This is a genomic window from Streptomyces sp. NPDC046716 (assembly GCF_040645755.1).
Lineage (GTDB): Bacteria > Actinomycetota > Actinomycetes > Streptomycetales > Streptomycetaceae > Streptomyces.
This window is the reverse complement of sequence record NZ_JBEYYU010000048.1, coordinates 30,429-52,407: the sequence shown is the minus strand read 5'-3', so window position 1 is coordinate 52,407 and position 21,979 is coordinate 30,429. Positions and strand designations below refer to the sequence as shown.

Genomic DNA, 21,979 nt, shown 5'->3' with positions numbered 1-21,979 from the left:
AGCATTCCCCCATGGCTGAGAACATCCCTGAAACCGCACCCGGCCCCGCCGACCCACCGTCCCCCGCCGTCACCCGGGACCGGGCGGCCCTGGCCCTCTGGGCACCCCAGTTCCGGCTCCGGCTGACCACGCCCCGGCTCGAGCTGCGCGTACCCGACGAGCACGATCTGCGCACCCTCGCCGAACTCGTCGCCGACCAGGGCATCCACGCCCCCGACGCCGCCCCCTTCCAGGGCGGCTGGAGCAACGCCCTGCCGCAGGTGGTGGCGGGCCGCGTCCTTCAGTACCTGTGGAAGGGGCTCGCCCTGACCCGCCCCGACTACTGGAACCTGGGCCTCGCCGTCTTCCTGGACGGCGAGCCCGTCGGCGTCCAGGGACTGCAGGCCCGCGCGTTCCCGACGCTGGCCGAAGTGGCCACCGAGAGCTGGCTGGCCCGCGGCCACCAGGGCCGGGGCATCGGCACCGAGATGCGGGCCGCGGCGCTGCGCCTCGCCTTCGAAGGACTCGGCGCCCGGCACGCCACCTCCGCCGTCTACGAGGACGGCGCCGCCGCCCTCGCCGTCAACAAGAAGCTCGGCTACCACCCGGACGGCATCGAGGTGCAGGCCCGCCGGGGCACGCCCGTGGCCCTCACCCGCTGGCGCCTGACCCGGGCCCAGTGGGAGCTGAGCCCCGCCGCCGAGCGGGAGAGCACCATCGAGGGCCTCGACGGCTGCCGGAACCTGTTCGGCGCGGCCCTGGAGGCGGCGTGATCCGCGACTCCATCACCGACTGCGTCGGCGGCACCCCGCTCGTGCGGCTGAGCCGGCTCTTCCCGCAGGACGGCATCGAGGTCCTCGCCAAGCTGGAGATGCTCAACCCCGGCGGCAGCGTCAAGGACCGCTCCGCGCGCTACATCGTGGAGCGCGGCATCGCCGACGGCATGATCCGGCCGGGCACCCACATCGTCGAGAGCACCTCCGGCAACTTCGGGGTGGCCCTCGCCATGGTGGCGATCCGGTACGGGCTGCGCTTCACCGCCGTCGTCGACCCGCACGCCTCCCGGACCAACCTGCGCATCCTGCGCCAGTTCGGCGCCGAGATCGAGATGGTCGCCGAACCCGACACCGCGGGCGGCTATCTGCACACCCGGCTCGCCCGGGTCCAGGACCTGCTGACCGCCGACCCGGACGCCGTGTGGATCAACCAGTACGCGAACCAGCTCAACTGGGAGACCCACGCGGCCACCACCGCCCGCGAGGTCATCGACGACTGCCCGGACGGCGTCGACGTCCTCGTCGCCGCCGTCAGCACCACCGGCACCCTGCACGGACTCGCCCGCGGGCTGCGCCACGTCTGGCCGCGGCTGAAGGTGGTCGCCGTCGACGCGGTGGGCTCGGTCATCTTCGGCACCCCGCCCGGCCCCAGAATGCTCCCCGGGGTCGGTTCCAGCCGGGTGCCCGAACTGCTCACCCCGGGCGAGATCGACCGGGTCGTGCACATCGACGACGCGGCCGCCGTCCGCGGCTGCCACCGGCTGCTGCGCCAGGAGGCGATCTTCGCCGGCGGCTCCTCCGGCTCGGTGGTGACGGCCATCGAGGAACTCCTGCCCGAACTCCCGCGCCCCAGCCGCGTCCTGACGCTGCTGGCCGACCGGGGCGAGCGCTATCTCGACCTCGTGTACACCGACGAGCTGGCCATCGAGCACGACGAGTTCGCCTACTCGGCCCGCTCCTGAGACCGCGGGCCGCGGGCCGTCCACCCCCACCGGACGCCCGCGGCCCGCTCCAGCCGCCCTCCACCGGCGTGCGAGCGGTGCTCGAGGCCGCTCGGCTGAAGTGGACGGGCCGTCCATCCGCCCGCGGCACCACGCAAGCCGCCAACGACTTCCGGCCGCCCAAGCCGACCGAGGGGAACCACCGTGGACGACGTGCTCGTACCCGCACGGCTCCAGTTCGCCATCACCGCCATCTCCCACTACCTGTTCGTCGCCCTGACGCTCGGGCTCGTGACGTACCTGGTCGTGATGCAGACCCGATGGGCCGTCACGGGCAAGGAGGCACACCGCCGCCAGACCCGCTTCTGGGGCCAGCTCTACGTCATCAACTACGCCCTGGGCATCGGCACCGGCATCGTGATGGAGTTCCAGTTCGGCCTCACCTGGAGCGGCCTGACCCACTTCGTCGGCAACGTCTTCGGCGCCCCGCTGGCCATCGAGACCCTGGTCGCGTTCTTCGCCGAGTCCACCCTGCTCGGACTGTGGATCTTCGGCTGGCACCGGATGGGCCGCACCCTGCACACCGTGCTGCTGTGGCTGGTCGCGCTCACCGCGTACGCCTCGGTCTTCTTCGTCCTCACCGCCAACGGCTTCCTCAACCACCCCGTCGGCTACGAGATGAAGGACGGCACCGCCCGCCTCACCTCCTTCACCGAGCTGCTCACCAACCCCAACGCGCTGGCCGCCGAGTCCCACATCCTCGCGGGCTCCCTGGTCACCGGGTCCTTCTTCATCGTCGCGGTGAGCGCCTGGCACCTGCGCCGGCGTACCGGGCACGAGGAGTTCTTCTGGTCCTCGATGAAGCTCGCGCTGCCGCTCACCCCGGTGTTCATCCTGCTCACCGCCTCCCTGGGCGGCTGGCAGATCGGCTACTCCGTCAAGGAGACGCCCACCAAGTACGGCACGCGCTCGGACCGGGCCCAGGCCATGGTCGACACCTTCACCGACAAGTTCGGCCCCGGCAACTACTTCCCGCCGGGCTTCAGCCAGACCGCCGAGTTCGTCATGATCATCCCGGCGCTCTTCATGATGCTGATCGCCGTCATCGGCGTGCTGTTCATGATCAAACGCAATCTGATCCGGCGCAAGGTCCTGCTCTGGCTGCTCAGCGCCGCGCTCGTGCTGCCGTACATCTCGAACATCGCCGGCTGGGTCTTCCGCGAGGTGGGCCGTCAGCCATGGGTCGTCTACGGCGTGCTGAAGACCGAGGACGCCCTCACCCCGGGGCTCGGCGCGGGCACCGTCCTCACCTCGCTCATCGTCTTCGGCACCCTCGTCGTCGTGCTGCTCGTCGTGGACTGGACGCTGCTGCTGCGGTTCGCCAGGCGCGGACCCGACGGCTCGCACCTGGGCCGCGAGCCCGGCGCCGCCGTCCCCGCGAGCCGCGGCGAACAGGACCCCGCCCACGCGCCGGACGTGGACACCGAGACGGCCGAGCCGACGTCGGCCCCGTCCTTCTGACGCCCTTCGACAGCGCCGAACCCACTGGGAGTTCATCGTGTGGCACAACATCTGGTACGCGCTGCTGGGGCTGCTCGCCGCCGGCTACCTCGCCCTGGACGGCATCACCCTCGGCACCGGCATCATCGGCCGCCGGCTGGCCCGTGACGACGTCGAGCGGCATGTCGTCGCCGCCGCGACCGGGCCCTTCTTCCTCGGCAACGAGGTCTGGCTGATCGCCGCCGCCGGCGTGACCCTGGGCGGCTTCCCCGGACTCGAGTCCAGCGTCATCAGCGGGATGTACCCCGTGATCGTGTTCGCCGTCGCGGCGCTCCTCGTGCGCGAGGCGGCCACCCAGTTCCGCCGCCGCACGGCCGACGGACGCCGCAACGGGCTCTGGGACGGACTCGTCCAGGCCGCCTGTGTGGTCCTCGCCCTGATGTGGGGCACCCTGGGCGGCGCCCTCATTGGCGCCCTGCCGGTCAAGGGCACCCACCTCGCCGTCGACGCGTCCGTGCTGCTGCGTCCCGTGACCGTGCTGTCCGCGCTGACCGCCGTCGCCGTGGTCGCCCTGCACGCCGCCGTCTTCCTCGCGGTGCGCACCGTCGGTGCCGTCAGCGTGCGGGCCGCCGGGTACGCCCGCCGGCTGGCCCCGGCCGCGGCGGGCCTGGCCGTGCTCACCGCCGTCGCGCTGGTCGCCGACGCCACCCCGCGGGCCGGACTGCTCAACCCGGTGCCGGTCGCCCTGCTGTTCCTGGCCGTGCTGGCGGCGCTCTTCCTCGCCCCCGGGCTCGCCGCCCGCGGCGCCTGGGCGGCCCCCGTCGTCAGCGCCTTCGCCGCGCTCGCCCCCGTCCTGTTCATCGGCGCCGCGCACTTCCCGCAGGCCGTCGTCAGCACCGCGGGCGGCTCCGCGCACCTCTCCGTCGCCGAGGCCGCGGCCGACCCCTCGACGCTCGGCGTCGTCGGCCCGGTGGTGCTCCTCGTGCTCCCCGTACTGCTGGCGTTCCAGGCCATGCAGTGGTGGGCGCACCGCGCCAAGGCCGACGAGCGCTCGCCGGCGTACTTCTGATGGGACGGCGATCCGCTCCCGACTCCGACCGCGCCGTACGCGGCCGGCTGCTCGCCCTGACGCCCCGGGCCCGGAGCCTCGGCGCCCTGGTGGCGGCAGGCGCGCTGCTCGGCGCCGCCGGCACCGTCGGACAGGCGCTCGCGCTGGCCCGGCTGCTCGCCGAGGTGTTCGCCGGCCACCCGCCGTCCACCGGCGCCCTGGCCGGCGCGGCCGTATCCGTCGTGGCCCGCGGCGCCGCCGGCTGGCTGCGGGCCGCCGCCGCGCAGCGGGCCGCCGCCGGGCTCAAACTCGCGCTGCGCACCAGCCTGTTGGAGAACGCCGCGCGCCGCAGCTCCTATGCCGCGCCGCAGCGCCGCTCCGGCGAGGTCAGCACCCTGCTGACCCGCGGCCTCGACGCCCTCGACCCGTATGTCGTCGGCTACCTGCCGCAGCTGCTCGTGGCCGCGCTCGTGCCCCCCGCCGTGCTGGTGGCGACAGCCGTCCACGACCCGCTCAGCGCGGTCGTCCTGCTCGTCACCCTGCCGCTCGTACCGGTCTTCGGCGCACTCGTCGGCCTGCACACCCGGGACGCCACCGCCCGTCAGTGGACGGCCCTCGCCCGGCTCGGCGGGCACTTCCACGACGCCCTGCGCGGCCTGCCGACCCTGCGCACGTTCGGCCGGGCCGGCGCCCAGGAGGGGATCGTCGAGCACGTCGCGGACGACCACCGCCGGGCCACCGTGCGCACCCTGCGCATCACCTTCCTGTCCACCCTGGTCCTGGACACGGTGGCCACCCTCTCGCTCGCCCTGATCGCCGTCCCGGTCGGCCTGCGCCTGCTCGGCGGCTCCCTGGACCTGACGACCGCGCTGAGCGTGCTGCTGCTCGCCCCCGAGGCGTATCTGCCGCTGCGCGTCCTGGGCAGCCAGTTCCACGCCGCCGCCGAGGGCACCCAGACCGCGCGCACGGCGTTCGCCCAGCTCGACGAGGGCCGCCCCGAACCGTCGCCGCGCGCCCGGCCCCGCCCCACGGGCGCCGGCGAACGCATCGAGGTCGACCACGTCACCGTACGACTGCCCGGACGCCCGCAACCCGTCCTGCACGACGTCTCGTTCACCGTCGAGCCGGGGGAGCGGATCGCCCTCACCGGCCCCAGCGGCGCGGGCAAGTCGACCCTCCTTGCGCTGCTGCTCGGCCTCGTACGGCCCGACGAAGGACGCGTCCTGATCGGCGGCCGGGACCTCGCCGGACTCGACCTCGACGCCTGGCGCGACACCGTCGCCTGGGTACCGCAGAGCCCCTACCTCTTCGACCGCGCGGTCTCCGACAACATCCGCCTCGGCGACCCGGACGCCACCGACGCCGCCGTCGAACGCGCCGCACGCGCGGCCGCCGCCCACGACTTCGTCGCCGCCCTGCCCGACGGCTACGCCACCCGGCTCGGCGCCCGCGGCACCGGACTGTCCGCGGGGCAGCGCCGCCGCATCGCCCTCGCCCGCGCCTTCCTGCGCGAACACGCCCCGCTCGTCCTGCTCGACGAACCCACCGCGGGACTCGACGCCGACAGCGAGGCGGCCGTGCTCACCGCGAGCGAACGCCTGATGTCCACCCGCACCGTCCTGCTTGTCGCCCACCGCCCCCGCCTCCTGGCGGGCGCCGACCGCACCCTCGTGGTGCGGGACGGCCGGGTGCTGGTGGCGGAGGCCGTGTCGTGACCGACCTCGCCCCGGGGAGAACCGTGCTGAAGCCGCGCCCGCGCCGCATCGAACGCGGCGGGATCCGGGCCCTGTTCCCGTTGGTCTCCGTCCTGCGCACGGCCGGTCCGCTGTGGCGGCTGCTGCCCGCCGCCGCCCTGGCCGTCCTCGCCGACCTGGCCGGCACCGGACTGCTGGCGCTCGCCGCGTGGCTCATCGCCCGGGCGGCGCAGCAGCCCCCGATGGGCGCCCTGTCCGTCGCGATCGTCGCCGTCCGCACGCTCGCCGTGACGCGCGGACTGCTGCGCTACGGGGAGCGATTGGCCGGCCACGACGTCGCGCTGCGCGGGGTGGCCCGGCTGCGCGGCCGGGTCTTCGGCGCGCTCGCCGCCCGCCCGCCCGGCGACGACGCCCGCACCGTCCGCGACGCGGACGCCGCCTCCCGGCTGGTCGCCGACGTCGACCTCGTCCAGGACGCGCTGCTGCGGGTGGCGCTGCCCGCTCTGTCGGCGCTGGCCGTCGCGCTCGCCGCGTTCTGCGGCACGTTCCTGGTCAGCCCACCGGCCGCCCTCGTCCTCGGCGCCGGCCTGCTCGTCGGCGGACTGCTGGTGCCCGCCCTCACGGCGGCGGCGTCGGCGCGGTCGGCGCGCGCCGGTGCGGCCCTGCGCGCCGAACTCGCCGTGCGCACCGTCGACCTGCTCGACGGCGCGGCCGATCTGACCGTCTTCGGCGCGGCCCGACGGGAGACCGACGGGGCCGTGGCCGCCGCCCGCCGCCTGCGCGCGCACGACCGGGGCACGGCGCTGGCGAACGCGCTCGCCGCCGCCGCCCTGACGGTCGTCCAGGGCGGCACGGCGCTGGCCGTCGCACTGACCTGCGCCCACACGGGGGCCGCCGCCGTCTGGTCGGTGACCCTGCCGCTGCTGGCCCTCGCCGCGTTCGAACCGCTCACCCCGCTGCCCGGGGCCGCCCAGCGCCTGATGGCACTGCCGGAAGGTGCCCGCCGGGTGCGGGCCCTGCTGCGTCCGGCGGGCCCGGCCGCCGCACCGGACATCCCCGTCGACCGGGCCCGGGACACGGCGCACCTGTCCGTGCGCGACCTGTACGTCAGCCACCGGCCCGATGGTCCTGACGCCCTGCGCGGCGTCGACCTCGACCTGCCGCCCGGCCGCCGGGTCGCGGTCATCGGGGCCAGCGGCGCGGGCAAGTCGACGCTGCTCGCCGCGCTCGCCCGGTTCGTCCCGCCGCGGCGGGGCGGGATCCTGCTGGACGGCACGGACCTGGCCGACGTGCCCGAGGCGGCGCTGCGCGGTGCGGTCAGCGGAGCGCTCCAGGACGCGCACGTCTTCCACACCTCGCTCCGCAACAACCTGGTGTTCGCCCGGCCCGGGGCACCGGACGCCGAGCTGCACGAGGCGCTGGACCGCGCCGGGCTCCTGGAGTGGGTGCTGTCGCTGCCGCACGGGCTCGACACGATCGTCGGCTCCGACGGCGACCGCCTCTCCGGCGGCCAGCGCCGACGCCTCGTCCTGGCCCGCGCCCTGCTCGCCGCACCGCCCGTCCTCCTGCTCGACGAACCGACCGAGGGCCTGGACCCGGCGACCGCCGACGCGGTCCTCGCCGACGTCCTCACCGCGACCCGCGGCCGCTCCCTCGTCCTGGTCACTCACCGGCTGGAGGGCCTCGACGCCCTGGACGAGGTCCTGGTGATGGATCGGGGACGCATCGTCCGCCGGGGCACCCCGGACACGGTCCTGGCCGGGTGACGGCGGGCCGGCCGGTCAGGGCTGCGGCCGGGTCAGCACGTGGATCGTGCGGAGCACCACCGCCGCGGAGAGCACCAGCAGATGGCAGCCGATCAAGGCGTACAGGCTCAGATCGTCCGTCACCCGCGGCCCCCCGCCGGTCTGCAGGAGCTGCACCCCGACGACGCCGAAGAAGACCCCCAGGCCGGTCAGCAGCACCCGGCCGAGCAGGTCGCCGATCACCCGGCGGTCCCTCGGGTCGGCCAACAGGCGGACGTTCACGCCGAGCCGGCCCTCCTCCAGCGCCCCGCTGATGCGGTCGATCCGGCGCGGAAGCCGGCGCAGCACCGGCAGCAGGGCGAGCAGTTCGTCGCGGGCGGCGTCCCGGACCGTCTCCGGTTCCAGCTGGCGGATCAGCCGCGCGGAGGCGTAGGAGCGGGACGCCGCCAGGATGTCGAAGCCCGTCGCGACCCGGTCCAGCGTGCCCTCCAGGGTGGCCAGCGCCCGGAACACCGCGGCGATCTCCGGCGGCACCGTCAGCCGGAAGTCGGCGACCAGCCGGAACAGATCGGTGAACATCCGCACGTCCGGCGCCGCCCCGCGCACCAGATGCCGGCCGCTGAACTGCCCGAGCGCCCGCTGCAGCCGCTGTTCGTCGACGTCCTCCGGACGCTCCGTCACCTCCAGCAGGGCGTCGCGCAGGGCCGCCGGGTCCCCGCGGTCCACCGCGAGGAACAGACCGGCCATCGCGGCGCGCAGCCCCCCGTCGAGACGGCCCACGGAGCCGAAGTCGAGCAGCGCCGGGCTGCCGTCGGGCAGCAGCATGACGTTGCCGGGGTGCGGGTCCGCGTGGAAGACGCCGTCGTACATGATCTGGTCGAGCAGACAGGTGAGCAGGGTCGATGCCAGCTTCGTGCCGTGTTCGGGGCTGTCCGGCCGGGCCCGGCCGAGCGGAATCCCGTCGATGCGTTCGAGGACCAGCACGTCCTCGCCGCTCAGCTCCTCGTGCAGGCCGGGCAGGGTGACGCCGCCGTCCCTGCGCTCACCGGCCGCGCGGCGCATCACGGCCAGATTCCGGGCCTCCACCCGGAAGTCCAGCTCCTCGCGGAGCGCCACCGCGAAGCCGCGGGCCAGCTCCTCGACCCCGAGCGACCGCCCCCAGCGGGTCCGTGCCTCCAGCGTGCGGGCGAGGCGCTGGACGATGTCCAGGTCGCGCTCGACGACCCGGTCGATCCCGGGCCTGCGCACCTTGACGATGACCCGGGTGCCGTCGCGCAGCTCGGCCGCGTGCACCTGCGCCACGGACGCCGCGGCGAGCGGTGTGCGGTCGAACCGGGCGAACACCTCCTCGGCGGGAGCGCCCAGCGCCGCTCGCAGCACGGCCTCCACCTGCGGCCAGGGCGCCGTCGGCACCCGGTCCTGAAGGCGGCTCAGTTCGGCCACGTACGGTTCCGGCAGCAGGTCCCGGCGGGTCGACATCAGCTGACCCAGCTTCACGAAGGTGGTGCCGCCCGCCTGGAGCGCCTCGCGCAGCTCGCGCGCCAGCTGTTCGTGCCGGGTGCCGCCCGTGGGCTGCCGGCCGGTGAGATAGGGGCCGAGCCCGTGGCGGCCGAGCAGGCCGACGATCTCCGAGTAGCGGCGTATCCGGGCGAAGCGTCCGCGCAGCGCCCGGAGCCGGCCGAGCGGCTGCACACGGCCCCGGGGCACGGCGAGATCGAGCGCGACGAGACAGACCATCGCGGTGAGCAGTCCGGTGCCGAGCATGAGGGTGAGCAGCGCGGGGCCGCGCCCCGGCTGCTGCAACTGCGGGCCGATGAGCGTGCCGGACACCGTGACGCCGACCAGCGCGGCCACCAGCACCCGCAGCGCCCCGGCCCGCATCCCCAGCAGCCGCCGGGCCAGCAGGGCCGGAAGCCCGATGACGACGAATGCCCCCAAAAATCCCATGAGCCACATAGGGGACAGCGTAATGAACGCCCCTCACAGGAAAGGGAGTTGTGGTCGAGAACGACTCGAGCCCGGCTTGAGCCGCGCACCGCCCGGCGGCGCGGAGGCACGAGGTCCGCGCGAGCGGCCCCCGAGCCCGGGGCTGTTCCCTTGGGGGCGTGAGGGAGCGGTTCCCGCAGGGCGGGGGAGCCGGGCCGGCCCGGCGGTGCGCATGACGGTCGCCCCCCTGGCCGCCGCTCCGGCGGCAGGCCGGCCCTCCTCCCTCCGGCGGCGTCCGGCACCCGTCCCCCGGGCCGGACGCCGCCCGAGGTCCGCTCTCGACCCTTCCTCGACCTCGCGTCGAACGCCCCCGGCCAGGCTCGGCGGACCTGCCCCACACCGCACGGAGGAGCCATGGCCGCCCCGCCCCGACCCACCGACACCGAGCGCCCCGCCGCCCTGCGGCCCCGCGCCGGACTCCCGCGCCGGCCGCGCTGGTTCAGCACCCTCTTCGGCACGGACGTCTGGGAGCGCTTCAGCTTCTACGGCATGACCGCGATCCTCGTCCTGTACGCGACGGAGGACGAGAGCCGCGGCGGCCTCGGCATGGCGAGCGGCGACGCCGCCCTGCTGTACGGCCTCTACATGGCCGCCACCTTCCTCGCCTCGGTTCCGGGCGGGTGGATCGGCGACCGGGTGCTCGGCGCCCGGCGCGGCGTCCTGTACGGAGGGATCCTCATCGCGCTCGGGCATCTGACGCTCTCGGTGCCCGTCGCCGCCTCGCTGGGCCCCGGGCTGCTTCTGATCGCCCTCGGCACCGGGCTGCTGAAGCCCAACATGGCCGCCCTGCTCAGCGCGTTCTACGACCGCCGGGACCGCGCGGGCCGGGACGCGGGATTCGCCGTCTTCTATATGAGCGTGCAGGTCAGTGCGCTGGTCGCGCCGATCGTCGTGGGCGCGCTCGGCGAGGGCGTCAACTGGCACCTGGGCTTCGCCGCGGCCGCCCTCGGCATGGGCGCCGGTCTCTTCCAGTACGTGCGCGGCGCCCGCCACTTCGGCGACACGGGCAGCGCCCCGGAACACGGCGCGACCCCGGCCGAACGCGCCCGCGTCCTGCGCGCCACCCTTGCCGCGAGCGCCGTGGTGATCGTCGGTTACACCGTGGACGGTCTCCTCGGCACCTTCCGCATCGCTCATCTCATGGCGCTCGTCGGCCTGTTGTGCGTGGTCCTGCCGGTGGTCTGCTTCTGGCGGCTGCTGCGCACCCCGCGGCTCACCGCCGCGGAACGGGTCCGCGTACGCACCTATGTGTGGCTGTTCCTCGCCGCCGCCGTCTTCTGGGCGCTCTTCCTGCAAGGAGGCTCGGCGTTCGCGCTGTTCGCCAAGCACGCCACCGACCGGGAGGTGCTCGGTCACACGGTGCCCGCCAGCTGGTTCCAGGCCGCCGTCCCGCTGTTCGTGCTGGTGCTCGCGCCGTTCTTCGCCCGGCTGTGGCGCCGGGCGGGCGACCGGATGCCCACGGCCGTCAAGTACGCGGTGGGGATGGCGGCCACGGCCGCCGCCTACCTCGTGATGGCGGGGGCCGCGACGGCCGCGGCCGACGGGTCGCGGGTCTCCCCGGTGTGGCTGGTGCTCGCCTTCCTGCTGCTGGCCGCGGGCGAGGTGGCCTTCGCCCCGATCGGGATGAGCGCCACCACGGCGATCGCCCCGGCCGCGTTCGTGAGCCGGATGGTGGCCCTGTTCTGGCTGGCCGGGGCGTTGGGCGGGGGTGTCGGCGGCAATGCGCTCAAGGTGGCCGGCGACCGGGTGCCGGGCCCCGGCTGGTTCCTCGCGCTGGGTGCCGCCGCGCTGGTCACCGGCGCGGCCCTGCTGCTCGGCAGGCACGCTCTGACCCGCCGCCTGGGTGTCTGAGCGGCGGTGGACTACGGCTCCCGCCGCATGCAGACCCGGGGCCACCGGTCGAGGCCGAGTTCGGCCTCCGCCGCGCGGATCCGGCGCAGGCCCGGGGTGAGCGCGGCGCCGGTCAGGCGGTGGAAGCCCAGCCGCTCGTAGTACGGGGCGTTCCAGGGCACCTCGGTGAAGGTGGTCAGGGTCAGCCCCGCCAGGCCCTTGCGCCGGGAGTGGTCGGCGGCGTGCGCGATCAGCGCCCGGCCGACCCCGCGCCGGGCGGTGTCCGGGTGGACGGTGACCTGCTCGATGTGGAAGGCGCCGTCCACCGCCTCGCCGACCAGGTACGCGAGCACCTTGCCGGAGTCGTCGACGGCCACCCAGGCGTGTCCGGCGGCGCGGTGGCGCTCCAGGTCGGCGAGCGCGGGCGGCTCGTCGTCGGCGACGGCGTCCATGCCGAGCGGGCGGAACAGCTCGCCCGCGGCCCTCTCCAGCTCTTGCAGGCGGGGCAGTTCGGCGGCCTCGGCGATACGAATGATCATGGAGCCAGTATGCGCCGGGCCTGCCTCAGGTACCCCCGGCGATCATCTCGTCCGCCGGGCTGTTCACCGGCTGCGGCTCCCCGGTCAGGTCGAGCACGAACAGGGGCACCATCAGCTCGTCCGCGCGGGTGCGGGCCTCGTCCGCGTAGCCCGCGAGGGAGAAGTAGACGCAGGCCGCCGACTCCGTCATCGACTGCAGCCACAGGCACTCCACGTCGCGCACCGTCGCGGGCCGCACGGAGGGCTCCAGCTGGGCCACGAGCCCGCGCGCGGCGAGCCCGATGCCGGAGGGCGGGCGCTGGTCGGCGCGGCGCACGTCCGGGTAGCCGAGCCAGCGCAGATACAGCGCGACGGCGGTCACCGCGTCGCGCGCGGTGCGGATGGCGACGGGACGGAACGCGGGCCGCGGCGGGGTCGCCGTCCGCGGCAGCGGTATGTGCTGGGGCGGCGGCGCCTGGTCGTCCTGGACCGGCAGGCGCAGCAGGGCGCCGCAGTCGCAGCCCAGTTCGGGCCGGGGCCAGCGGTCGCGGCGGCCGCACACCGGGCACCGCAGGGTGACCCAGTCGTCGTCCCAGGTGTGGTCGCTGACCTCCTCGGCGGCGGCGCCGCGCACCAGCGGCGGGGCCACCGGCGCACCGCACGCGCACGGCAGCGCCGCGGGGACGTACGTGTGCTCGCGCGGGCAGGCCGGGCAGCGCACGCGTACGGGCTCGGCCATCACACCCCCTTGTGGGCCGAAGGATTCCGGATCGTTCGAGTCTCATCATCCACCTTGACGGCCTTCCTGGCGCCCCTCTACATTGCTTCCATATAGCAGAAGCTAGTTTCCACAATGTGGAAATGAACAACGGACTTCAGAGCTCGCCGCGGGGCGCGACGGGAGCGCGAATCCGACATCCGAAGAACGAACAGCCAAGACAGTGACCGTCGGTCACAGGAGGAGTCGGGAGCACTCATGGCTCGAATGACCGCCGCCCGCGCGGCCGTTGAGATCCTCAAGCGCGAGGGCGTCAGCAACGCGTTCGGCGTGCCCGGTGCCGCCATCAACCCCTTCTACAAGGAGCTCAAGGAGAGCGGTGGCATCGACCACACGCTCGCCCGCCACGTCGAGGGCGCCTCGCACATGGCCGAGGGCTACACCCGTGCCAACCCCGGGAACATCGGGGTCTGCATCGGTACCTCGGGGCCGGCCGGCACCGACATGATCACCGGTCTGTACTCCGCGATCGGCGACTCGATCCCGATCCTGTGCATCACGGGCCAGGCGCCCACGCACCTGATCCACAAGGAGGACTTCCAGGCCGTCGACATCTCCTCGATCGCCAAGCCGGTCGCGAAGATGGCCGTCACGGTCCTGGAGGCCGCGCAGGTCCCCGGCGTCTTCCAGCAGGCGTTCCACCTGATGCGCTCGGGCCGTCCCGGTCCGGTCCTCATCGACCTGCCGATCGACGTCCAGCAGACCGAGATCGAGTTCGACCCGGAGACGTACGAGCCGCTGCCGGTCTACAAGCCGGCCGCGACCCGCGCGCAGATCGAGAAGGCGATCCGGCTCCTGGTCGAGTCCGAGCGCCCGCTGATCATCGCCGGTGGCGGCATCATCAACGCGGACGCCTCCGACCTGCTGGTCGAGTTCGCCGAGATCACCGACACCCCGGTCGTGCCCACCCTGATGGGCTGGGGCACCATCCCGGACGACCACGACCTGAACGCGGGCATGGTCGGCCAGCAGACCGGCCACCGCTACGGCAACGCCACGTTCCTGGAGTCGGACTTCGTCCTCGGCATCGGCAACCGCTGGGCCAACCGCCACACCGGCTACAAGCTGGACGTGTACCGCGAGGGCCGTACGTTCGTCCACGTCGACATCGAGCCGACCCAGATCGGCAAGATCTTCGCGCCGGACTACGGGATCACCTCCGACGCCAAGGCCGCCCTCGAACTGTTCGTCGAGGTCGCCAAGGAGCTGAAGGCCGCGGGCAAGCTGCCGGACCGCTCGGCGTGGGTCGCCTCGCACCTGGAGCGCAAGGAGACCCTCCTGCGCCGTACGCACTTCGACGACATCCCCATGAAGCCGCAGCGCGTCTACGAGGAGATGAACAAGGCGTTCGGCAAGGACACGCGCTACGTCACCACGATCGGTCTGTCGCAGATCGCCGGCGCCCAGATGCTGCACGTCTACAAGCCGCGCCACTGGATCAACTGCGGCCAGGCGGGCCCGCTCGGCTGGACGATCCCGGCCGCGCTCGGTGTCGCCAAGGCCGACCCGGACACCCAGGTCGTCGCCCTCTCCGGCGACTACGACTTCCAGTTCATGATCGAGGAGCTGGCGGTCGGCGCGCAGCACCGCATCCCGTACGTCCACGTCCTGGTGAACAACGCCTACCTGGGCCTGATCCGCCAGGCCCAGATCGGCCTCGACATCAACTTTCAGGTCAACCTGGAGTTCGAGAACCAGAACAGCCCGGAGCTCGGCGTCTACGGCGTCGACCACGTCAAGGTCGCCGAGGGCCTGGGCTGCAAGGCGATCCGGGTGACCGACCCCAGCGAGCTGGGCGAGGCCCTGGAGCGCGCCAAGAAGCTCGCCCAGGACCACCGGGTCCCGGTCGTCGTCGAGGCGATCCTGGAGCGCATCACGAACATCTCGATGAGCCCCACGGCCGACATCAGCGCGGTCAAGGAGTTCGAGGAGATCGCGACGGAGCCGGGCCACGCGCCCACGTCGATCCGTCCTCTGAAGGTCTGATGCCGTAAAGGGCGTCCCCAAGGACCCAGGCGGGCCACCGGTGCACCGGTGGCCCGCCTGCTTGTGTTGTCAGTGGGGTGCCCTACCGTTCAAGGCATCGGCCGAAGATCCACGGGGAGTGCCGCATGGGTGCATGGATGGACTACTTCAGTGCAGTCGACGACGAGACGGCGGCGGAGGCGCTGGACGCCGGCGAGGTGCCCGGCGCGGTCTGCGGCAACGGCATCGACCCGTCCGTGATGGTGGCCCGCCTGGAGGCGCTGCTGACCGGCCGCGGCTACGAGGAGGTGCGGGCCCAGCCCCGCCAGTGCGCCCTCGTCGCGCAGGAGGGGGACTGCGCGGTCGTCGTGACGACGCTGACGGACGGGGTGCGGGACGCGCTGGCGGACGCCGAGCCGGCGGCGCTGCGGTCGGCCGCGGTGGCCTGGGGCCGCACCGAGGAGTTCGACGGGGACGAGTCCGAGGACGAACTGGCGGCGCTGGTCGAGTCGTTCGCCGAGCTGGCGCGCGAGGCCCTGGTGTCGGGCCACCGGCTGTACTGCCGCGTCAGCATGTGAGGGAACGCAGAGCGGAGCCCCCGGGTACGGACCGTCGTACCCGGGGGCTCCGGTGCGGGAGGTGGTGGCCGTCCGACGGCGCGCGACTGGCGAGACATGCATGCGCGCCACCGGACGGAGTCCTCGCAGTGGCTGGGACCGCGGCGGCTGTACGACGGTTCCGCGGGCCGCCTGCCTCAGGTCGACAGGGGGCCGGGAACCTTCACCACCGCACTGGCTCGAACGGCCGCCGCGGTCCTCGTCCGCCCGCACCGCCCCGGGACCACCCCTCATCCGGGTCCCGAAGCGGTTCGGGTCTGCGCGTACGGAGCCGACCTCCCATCGGTCCCGTACGCAGTCTGTGCGCCGCCCCGGAGGGCGGGTGGGGCTCAGTCCTCGCGCAGGGCGCGGACCGCCTCCTCCACGCGCTTGCCGTACTCGGGGTCGGCGGCGTGGAAGTGGGCGAGGTTCTTCTCCACGATGTCGTCGTGCGAGACCTGGGAGAGCCCGCCGGCGATGTTCGCCACCAGACGTCCCTTCTCGTCCTCCGACATCAGGCGGTACAGCTCGCCCGCCTGGAAGAAGTCGTCGTCCTTGGTGTGGGCCGGGGCCTCGTGCGTGCCCGTGTACCCGGCGACGGCCACCGGCGCGGCCAGCGGGCGGCCGGTCTCGACCGGGCCGTCGAAGGAGTTCGGCTCGTAGTTCTTGCGGGTGCGGCCGTAGGCGTTGGTCGCCATCAGACCGTCACGGCCGTAGTTGTCCGCCTCGGTCGCCTTCGGCGCGTTGACCGGCAGCTGGGTGTGGTTGACGCCCAGGCGGTAGCGGTGCGCGTCCGCGTAGGCGAACAGCCGACCCTGGAGCATCTTGTCCGGGGAGGGACCGATGCCGGGCACGAAGTTGTTCGGGGAGAACGCGGCCTGCTCGACCTCGGCGAAGACGTTGTCCGGGTTGCGGTCGAGGACCAGCCGGCCCACGCGCTGCAGCGGGTAGTCGTTGTGCGGCCACACCTTGGTGAGGTCGAACGGGTTGAAGCGGTAGTCGGCCGCCTCGGCCGCCGGCATGATCTGCACGTAGAGCGTCCAGGACGGGTGCACACCGCGCTCGATGGCCTGCAGCAGGTCCGTCTGGTGCGAGTTGGCGTCCTTGCCGACGATCTCCTGGGCCTGCTCGGCGGAGAGCGAGCGGATGCCCTGGTTCGTCTTGAAGTGGTACTTCACGAAGAAGGCTTCGCCCTGCTCGTTCGTCCACTGGTAGGTGTGCGAGCCGTAGCCGTTCATGTGCCGGTACGAGGCCGGGATGCCGCGGTCGCCCATCAGCCAGGTCACCTGGTGCGTGGCCTCGGGGGCGTGCGCCCAGAAGTCCCAGACGTTCTCCGGCTCCTGCTTGCCCGTGAACGGGTCGCGCTTCTGGGAGTGGATGAAGTCGGGGAACTTCAGCGGGTCCTTGATGAAGAACACCGGGGTGTTGTTGCCGACGAGGTCGTAGTTGCCCTCTTCGGTGTAGAACTTGAGCGCGAAGCCGCGCGGGTCGCGGACGGCGTCCGCGCCGCCGAGGTTGTCGGCGACGGTCGAGAAGCGCAGGAAGACCTCGGTGCGCTTGCCGATCGTGCTGAGGAAGTCGGCGTGGGTGAAACCGGTGACGTCGTCGGTCACCTCGAAGTGGCCGTAGGCGCCGGAGCCGCGGGCGTGCACCACGCGCTCCGGGATGCGCTCGCGGTTGAAGCGGGCGAGCTTCTCCAGGAGGTGCTGGTCCTGGAGCAGGATCGGGCCGCCGACGCCTGCGGTGGCGGAGTTCTGGTTGTCGGCGACAGGCGCGCCGGACTCGGTCGTGAGCACACGATTCGGCGTTTTCGGCATGGGTTCGAGGCGACCTTCCGTGCAATGGCTGCTGACGATGGCTGCGATGTGGGGGAGCGTAAGGACCCCTGAACAGCTACGTCAACAGTTTGTTGAAGTTCCGGGTGGAGCTTGTTCAACATTTTGTTGAACCATTGGGCATGAGTGGTTCCGGGCCGCGGCGACGCCTGGGCGCGACAGGACAGGTGTCAGCGCCGCCACGGCCCGGAAGTCTTGGAGGGTTACGCGACCTGGTTGCCCGAGAGGCGCTCGACCGAGCGGAGCAGGGCCGAGTGGTCCAGGCCGCCGTCGCCCTGGGCGCGCAGCGAGGCGACCAGCTGGGCGACCACGCCGCCGACGGGCAGGGCCGCGCCGACGTTGCGGGCGGCGTCGGTGACGATGCCCATGTCCTTGTGGTGCAGGTCGATGCGGAAGCCCGGCTTGAAGTCCCGGTTGAGGAAGTTGTCCTTCTTGCGGGTCAGCACGGTGGAGCCGGCGAGCCCGCCGTTGAGGACGTCGAGCGCGGCCTTCAGGTCCACGCCGGACTTCTCCAGGAAGACCACGGCCTCGGCGCACGCCTGGATGTTCACGGCGACGATCAGCTGGTTGGCGGCCTTCACGGTCTGGCCCGAGCCGTGCGGACCGCACAGCACGATGGTCTTGCCGAGCGCGTCCAGGAGCGGCTTGGCCTCGTCGAAGTCGGCCTGCTCACCGCCGACCATGATGGACAGCACGGCCTCGATGGCGCCGGCCTCGCCGCCGGAGACGGGGGCGTCGATGACGCGGATGCCCTTCTCCTGGGCGTTCTTCGCCAGGTCGACCGAGGTCTGCGGGATGATCGACGACATGTCGACGATCAGCGCACCCGACCTCGCGTTCTCGAGGATGCCCTCGGGGCCGTAGGCGATCGCCTCGACCTGCGGGGAGGCGGGCACCATCGTGACGATGACGTCGGCGTCCTTGACGGCCTCGGCGATCGACTTCACGGCCGTGCCGCCGGCCGCGGTGAGCCGGTCCAGCTTGTCCTGCTCCAGGGTGAAGCCCGTGACGTCGTAACCGGCCTTGATCAGGTTCTCCGACATGGGCGAACCCATGATGCCGAGCCCGATCCACGCGACCTTGGGGAGGTTGTTGCTCATGAGGATGACTCCAAAGGCTGGGAAAGCAGTGGTACGTCGATGAGTTGGCGCGACCGGCAGGTGCTCAGGCGGCGCGGTGCTCGCGCGGCAGCCAGTCGAAGGCCTCGGCGCTCGGGCGGTCGCCCGGCTTGTACTCCAGGCCGACATAGCCCTCGTAACCGGCCTTCGTCAGCTGGTCGAGCAGCTCCTCCAGCGGCAGCGAGCCGGTGCCCGGCGCGCCGCGGCCCGGGTTGTCGGCGATCTGCACGTGGGCCGTCTTGTCGGCGTAGGCGCTGATGACCTGCGGCAGGTCCTCGCCGTTCATCGACAGGTGGTACAGGTCCATCAGGAACCTGGCGTTGCCGAGGCCGGTCGCCGCGTTCACCTTGTCCACGATCTCGATCGCCTTGGGGGCGCTCACGATCGGGCACTTCGGCGACTCCGGCGCGTTGAGCGCCTCGATGAGCAGCACGGCGCCGACGCGGTCGGCCGCGCGGGCCGCCAGCGTCAGGTTCTCCAGGGCGAGCGCGTCCTGCGTCGCCTCGTCGACACCGTCCACGCGGTTGCCGTACAGGGCGTTGAGCGCCTTGCAGCCGAGCGACCGCGCGAAGTCGGCCGCGATGTCGATGTTCGCCCGGAACCTGTCGCTCTCCTCGCCGGGGATCGACAGGGCGCCCCGGTCGGGGCCCGGCAGCTGCCCCGCGTAGAAGTTCAGGCCGGTCAGCTGGACGCCCGCTTCCGTGATCGCGGTGCGCAGGGAGTCCAGCTCGGACTGTGCGGGGGTGGGGGCGTCGACCCAGGGCCACCACAGCTCGACCGCGGTGAAGCCCGCCGCGGCGGCGGCCGCGGGACGCTCCAGGAGCGGGAGTTCCGTGAAGAGGATCGACAGGTTGACGTTGAAGCGCTGATCTGCGAATCCCATGAGGGTCGGCGCTCCCTTCCGTAAGTTGTTCCGTATTGCGGAAGTTCGTTTCTGCTTAATGGAAGATTGCCTGTGGGGGTCGATGGCTGTCAAGAGGGGCTGCCGGAAAAACCGCCGACGGCGTTAGGTTGAGCGCGTGCGATTGAGAGTGGAGTTCACGACCGAGCCCTTCGACCTCGACGAGGCGCCGCCGCACGCGGTGGTCGCCCGGGACGTCCTGGAGGGGGCCGACCTGGACGCGGTCGACGTCGGCCCGTTCGGCAACACCGCGGAGGGGGAGTCCGACGGGGTGCTGACCGCGGTCGACGCGATGCTGCGCAAGGCGCTCGCGGCCGGGGCCACCCGGGTCTCGCTCCAGGTGAATGTGATCGGGGACGAGTCCGGGGAGGGCGATAAGTGACCGGGATCGTTGACGATGCCTCCGACCCCTTCGTCCGGGCGGTCAAGCCGCTCGTCGACGCCATGGGGGGCGAGATGATGCCGCCGCAGGCGGCCGGCCAGGACGACGTCGTGCTGAGCTGGGAGGGCGTGGACGTGCTGGCCGTCAGGCTGCCCCAGCTGGCCGACTCCCTCGATCACATCCTGGCCGCCATGGAGCGCAAGCAGGGCAAGCCGCTGGCGGACCTCGACCGCAAGGAGAAGCAGGAGGTCGTACGCGTCCTGGAGGCGCGCGGCGCCTTCTCCGTGCGGCACGGGGTGGAGACCGTGGCCGGCGCCCTGGGCGTATCGCGCTTCACGGTGTACAACTACCTCAACCGCGAGAAGGCCACCTGACCTGCACAGATCCTCCTCTTCCCGAACCGCCGTCCGACTATCGAACGGCGGTTTTCGTCACTCCAAGTTTTCAACAAAGTGTTGACGCGGTGTTTCCGAGGGCGTTAGCTATCCGCAGCCCGTCCAGCACAAGGCCACGGAGGCATCCCGTGACTTCAGGTACATCAGGCACACATCGGGGGTTGACCCGGTTCAACGCCTCGGACGAGAGCGCGGCCCAGGCCGAGCTCCACGAGGTGTGTGCTTCATCGGCGTGGGGGAGCAAGCTGCTCGCCCAGCGCCCCTTCGCCACCGTAGAGGCCCTTTTCGAGGCCAGCGACGCCGCGACGGCCGAGCTGAGCGCCGACGACCTCACCGAGGCGATGGCGGGGCACCCGCCGATCGGCCGCCCGAAGCCCGGCGACCCGACCTCCTCGCGCGAGCAGCGCGGCATGGCGGGGGCCTCCGAGGAACTCAAGGCGGAGATGCTCGAACTGAACCTGGCCTACCAGGACCGGTTCGGACATGTCTTCCTCATCTGCGCCACCGGAGCCACCGGCGCACAGATGCTCGAGGCCCTCAAGGCGCGCATCGCGAACACGCCCGAGCAGGAGCGGGCGATCGTCCGCACCGAACTGGGCAAGATCAACCGCATCCGCCTGACCCGCCTCGCAGAAGAAGGGGACAACGCCTGATGAGCACCGAGACCACGGCGTCGGTGTCCACGCACATCCTGGACACCAGCATCGGACGCCCCGCCGAGGGCGTCGCCATCTCCCTTGCGGCACGCGCCGGTTCGGGCGCCGCCTGGGCGGCGCTCGGCGGTTCGGCCACCGACGCTGACGGGCGCTGCAAGGACCTCCCGGCCCTGCCGGAGGGAACCACCCACGTACGGCTCGACTTCGAGACCGAGGCGTACTTCGACAAAAAGCAAGCCGATGCGCAGCAGGACGCCCCCGCGAGTCGGGACAGCGGCACGAGCGGAGCGTTCTTCCCGGAGGTGGCGATCACGTTCGCCGTCACGCCGGGCGAGCACTACCACGTACCGCTGCTGCTCAACCCGTTCGGCTACTCCGTTTACCGAGGGAGCTAGCAGACATGCCCACGATCCTGGGACAGAACCAGTACGGCAAGGCCGAGAACCGAGTCGTAAAGATCACGCGGGACGGCGACACTCACCACATCAAGGACCTGAACGTCTCGGTCGCCCTCAGCGGTGACCTCTCCGACGTCCACCTCACCGGGTCGAACGCCAACTGCCTGCCGACCGACACCACCAAGAACACCTGCTTCGCCTTCGCCAAGGAACACGGCATCGAGTCGGCGGAGCAGTACGGGATAGAGCTTGCCCGGCACTTCGTCGACAGCCAGCCGTCCATCCACCGGTCGCGCATCCGCATCGAGGAGTACGCCTGGGAGCGCATCGCCGGCTCCGACGCGGGCTCCAACTTCATCGGTGCCGACGAGGTCCAGCACTCCTTCGTCCGCAAGGGCCAGGAGACGCGGCTCGTGCAGGTCACCTACGACGGCGAGAAGTTCGAGGTGCTGTCCGGTCTCAAGGACCTGACGGTCATGAACACCACGAACTCCGAGTTCTGGGGCTACATCAAGGACAAGTACACGACGCTCAAGGAGGACTACGACCGCATCCTCGCCACGTCGCTCTCCACGTGGTGGCGGCACAACTGGACGGGCGCCGAGGGCGAGCGCACGCCCCAGTGGAACAAGTCCTACGAGCAGGCCAGGAAGCACATCCTCCAGGCCTTCGTCGAGACGTACTCGCTCTCGCTCCAGCAGACCCTCTTCCAGATGGGTTCGCGCGTCATCAACAACCGCGCCGAGATCGACGAGATCCGCTTCTCCGCGCCGAACAAGCACCACTTCCGCCAGGACCTCTCGGCCTTCGGCCTGGAGAACGAGGCGAAGGACGGCGCCGTGTACTGGGCCGCCGACCGCCCGTACGGCCTGATCGAGGCCACCATCCTGCGCGACGGCGCCGAGCAGCGCATCCCGACCGACATGACCAACCTCTGA

General features: G+C 72.3%; 20 protein-coding genes. 14 read left to right on the top strand and 6 right to left on the bottom strand.

All coding sequences use genetic code 11. The features are described from left to right. Nucleotides 1–11: 11 nt before the first annotated feature. The 6 genes from ABZ930_RS29970 to cydC all read left to right on the top strand — a co-directional run bounded on the left by ABZ930_RS29970 (nt 12) and on the right by cydC (nt 7,704). On the top strand, nt 12–752 hold the full coding sequence (locus tag ABZ930_RS29970; RefSeq protein WP_361554443.1) for a GNAT family protein: 741 nt from the start codon (nt 12–14) through the stop codon (nt 750–752). Then, entirely contained in the window at nt 749–1,717 is a 969-nt protein-coding gene (gene sbnA, locus ABZ930_RS29965; protein WP_361554440.1) for a 2,3-diaminopropionate biosynthesis protein SbnA, read from the top strand. The genes ABZ930_RS29970 and sbnA overlap by 4 nt, the downstream gene beginning before the upstream one ends. A 183-nt stretch (nt 1,718–1,900) precedes the next feature. Next, nucleotides 1,901–3,217, top strand: coding sequence for a cytochrome ubiquinol oxidase subunit I (locus ABZ930_RS29960; protein WP_361554437.1), 1,317 nt, complete (start codon nt 1,901–1,903; stop codon nt 3,215–3,217). 37 nt (nt 3,218–3,254) lie between these two features. Then, nucleotides 3,255–4,265 carry a cytochrome d ubiquinol oxidase subunit II gene (locus ABZ930_RS29955; RefSeq protein ID WP_361554434.1) on the top strand — a complete coding sequence of 337 codons (1,011 nt, stop codon included), beginning with the start codon at nt 3,255–3,257 and terminating at the stop codon, nt 4,263–4,265. After that, on the top strand, nt 4,265–5,959 hold the full coding sequence (cydD, locus tag ABZ930_RS29950) for a thiol reductant ABC exporter subunit CydD (RefSeq protein ID WP_361554431.1): 1,695 nt from the start codon (nt 4,265–4,267) through the stop codon (nt 5,957–5,959). Before ABZ930_RS29955 ends, cydD begins: the two co-directional genes overlap by 1 nt. Continuing rightward, nucleotides 5,956–7,704 carry a thiol reductant ABC exporter subunit CydC gene (gene cydC, locus ABZ930_RS29945; protein WP_361554428.1) on the top strand — a complete coding sequence of 583 codons (1,749 nt, stop codon included), beginning with the start codon at nt 5,956–5,958 and terminating at the stop codon, nt 7,702–7,704. The genes cydD and cydC overlap by 4 nt, the downstream gene beginning before the upstream one ends. Nucleotides 7,705–7,719: 15 nt before the next feature. On the opposite strand, the gene ABZ930_RS29940 is transcribed toward cydC, so the two are convergent. Beyond that, nucleotides 7,720–9,639 carry an AarF/UbiB family protein gene (locus ABZ930_RS29940; protein WP_361554425.1) on the bottom strand — a complete coding sequence of 640 codons (1,920 nt, stop codon included), beginning with the start codon at nt 9,637–9,639 and terminating at the stop codon, nt 7,720–7,722. 384 nt (nt 9,640–10,023) lie between these two features. Between ABZ930_RS29940 and ABZ930_RS29935 the strand changes: the two genes are divergently transcribed. Beyond that, nucleotides 10,024–11,520: an oligopeptide:H+ symporter gene (locus ABZ930_RS29935; RefSeq protein ID WP_361554422.1), complete on the top strand. Its 1,497-nt coding sequence runs from the start codon at nt 10,024–10,026 to the stop codon at nt 11,518–11,520. A gap of 11 nt (nt 11,521–11,531) precedes the next feature. Here ABZ930_RS29935 and ABZ930_RS29930 read toward each other — a convergent pair whose 3' ends face one another. Continuing rightward, nucleotides 11,532–12,038 (bottom strand): GNAT family N-acetyltransferase, encoded by a 507-nt coding sequence (locus tag ABZ930_RS29930; protein ID WP_361554419.1) that lies wholly within the window; start codon nt 12,036–12,038, stop codon nt 11,532–11,534. 25 nt (nt 12,039–12,063) lie between these two features. Then, nucleotides 12,064–12,756, bottom strand: a complete 693-nt coding sequence (locus tag ABZ930_RS29925) for a hypothetical protein (protein WP_361554416.1) — start codon at nt 12,754–12,756, stop codon at nt 12,064–12,066. 246 nt (nt 12,757–13,002) lie between these two features. On the opposite strand from ABZ930_RS29925, the gene gcl reads away from it, so the two are divergent. Then, nucleotides 13,003–14,781, top strand: coding sequence for a glyoxylate carboligase (gene gcl, locus ABZ930_RS29920; protein WP_361554512.1), 1,779 nt, complete (start codon nt 13,003–13,005; stop codon nt 14,779–14,781). Nucleotides 14,782–14,906: 125 nt separating this feature from the next. Further along, nucleotides 14,907–15,338, top strand: a complete 432-nt coding sequence (locus ABZ930_RS29915) for a hypothetical protein (RefSeq protein WP_361554413.1) — start codon at nt 14,907–14,909, stop codon at nt 15,336–15,338. A 368-nt stretch (nt 15,339–15,706) separates the two neighbouring features. Here ABZ930_RS29915 and ABZ930_RS29910 read toward each other — a convergent pair whose 3' ends face one another. The 3 genes from ABZ930_RS29910 to ABZ930_RS29900 all read right to left on the bottom strand — a co-directional run bounded on the left by ABZ930_RS29910 (nt 15,707) and on the right by ABZ930_RS29900 (nt 19,192). Then, the gene (locus ABZ930_RS29910) at nt 15,707–17,173 is read right to left on the bottom strand and encodes a catalase (RefSeq protein WP_361554410.1); all 1,467 of its coding nucleotides are present in this window, start codon (nt 17,171–17,173) and stop codon (nt 15,707–15,709) included. A gap of 221 nt (nt 17,174–17,394) precedes the next feature. Next, nucleotides 17,395–18,291: a 2-hydroxy-3-oxopropionate reductase gene (locus ABZ930_RS29905; RefSeq protein ID WP_361554407.1), complete on the bottom strand. Its 897-nt coding sequence runs from the start codon at nt 18,289–18,291 to the stop codon at nt 17,395–17,397. A 64-nt stretch (nt 18,292–18,355) separates the two neighbouring features. After that, a complete protein-coding gene (locus tag ABZ930_RS29900; protein ID WP_361554404.1) occupies nt 18,356–19,192 on the bottom strand; it encodes a TIM barrel protein in 837 nt (278 codons plus the stop codon). A 136-nt stretch (nt 19,193–19,328) separates the two neighbouring features. On the opposite strand from ABZ930_RS29900, the gene ABZ930_RS29895 reads away from it, so the two are divergent. The 5 genes from ABZ930_RS29895 to pucL all read left to right on the top strand — a co-directional run bounded on the left by ABZ930_RS29895 (nt 19,329) and on the right by pucL (nt 21,979). Beyond that, nucleotides 19,329–19,592, top strand: a complete 264-nt coding sequence (locus ABZ930_RS29895; protein ID WP_361554401.1) for a hypothetical protein — start codon at nt 19,329–19,331, stop codon at nt 19,590–19,592. After that, entirely contained in the window at nt 19,589–19,966 is a 378-nt protein-coding gene (locus ABZ930_RS29890; RefSeq protein WP_361554398.1) for a helix-turn-helix domain-containing protein, read from the top strand. The genes ABZ930_RS29895 and ABZ930_RS29890 overlap by 4 nt, the downstream gene beginning before the upstream one ends. Nucleotides 19,967–20,115: 149 nt before the next feature. Then, complete coding sequence (gene uraD, locus ABZ930_RS29885) at nt 20,116–20,640, top strand: 2-oxo-4-hydroxy-4-carboxy-5-ureidoimidazoline decarboxylase (protein WP_361554395.1); 525 nt, start codon at nt 20,116–20,118, stop codon at nt 20,638–20,640. Continuing rightward, complete coding sequence (gene uraH / locus ABZ930_RS29880) at nt 20,640–21,038, top strand: hydroxyisourate hydrolase (protein WP_361554392.1); 399 nt, start codon at nt 20,640–20,642, stop codon at nt 21,036–21,038. The genes uraD and uraH overlap by 1 nt, the downstream gene beginning before the upstream one ends. Before the next feature lie 5 nt (nt 21,039–21,043). Then, the gene (gene pucL / locus ABZ930_RS29875; RefSeq protein WP_361554389.1) at nt 21,044–21,979 is read left to right on the top strand and encodes a factor-independent urate hydroxylase; all 936 of its coding nucleotides are present in this window, start codon (nt 21,044–21,046) and stop codon (nt 21,977–21,979) included.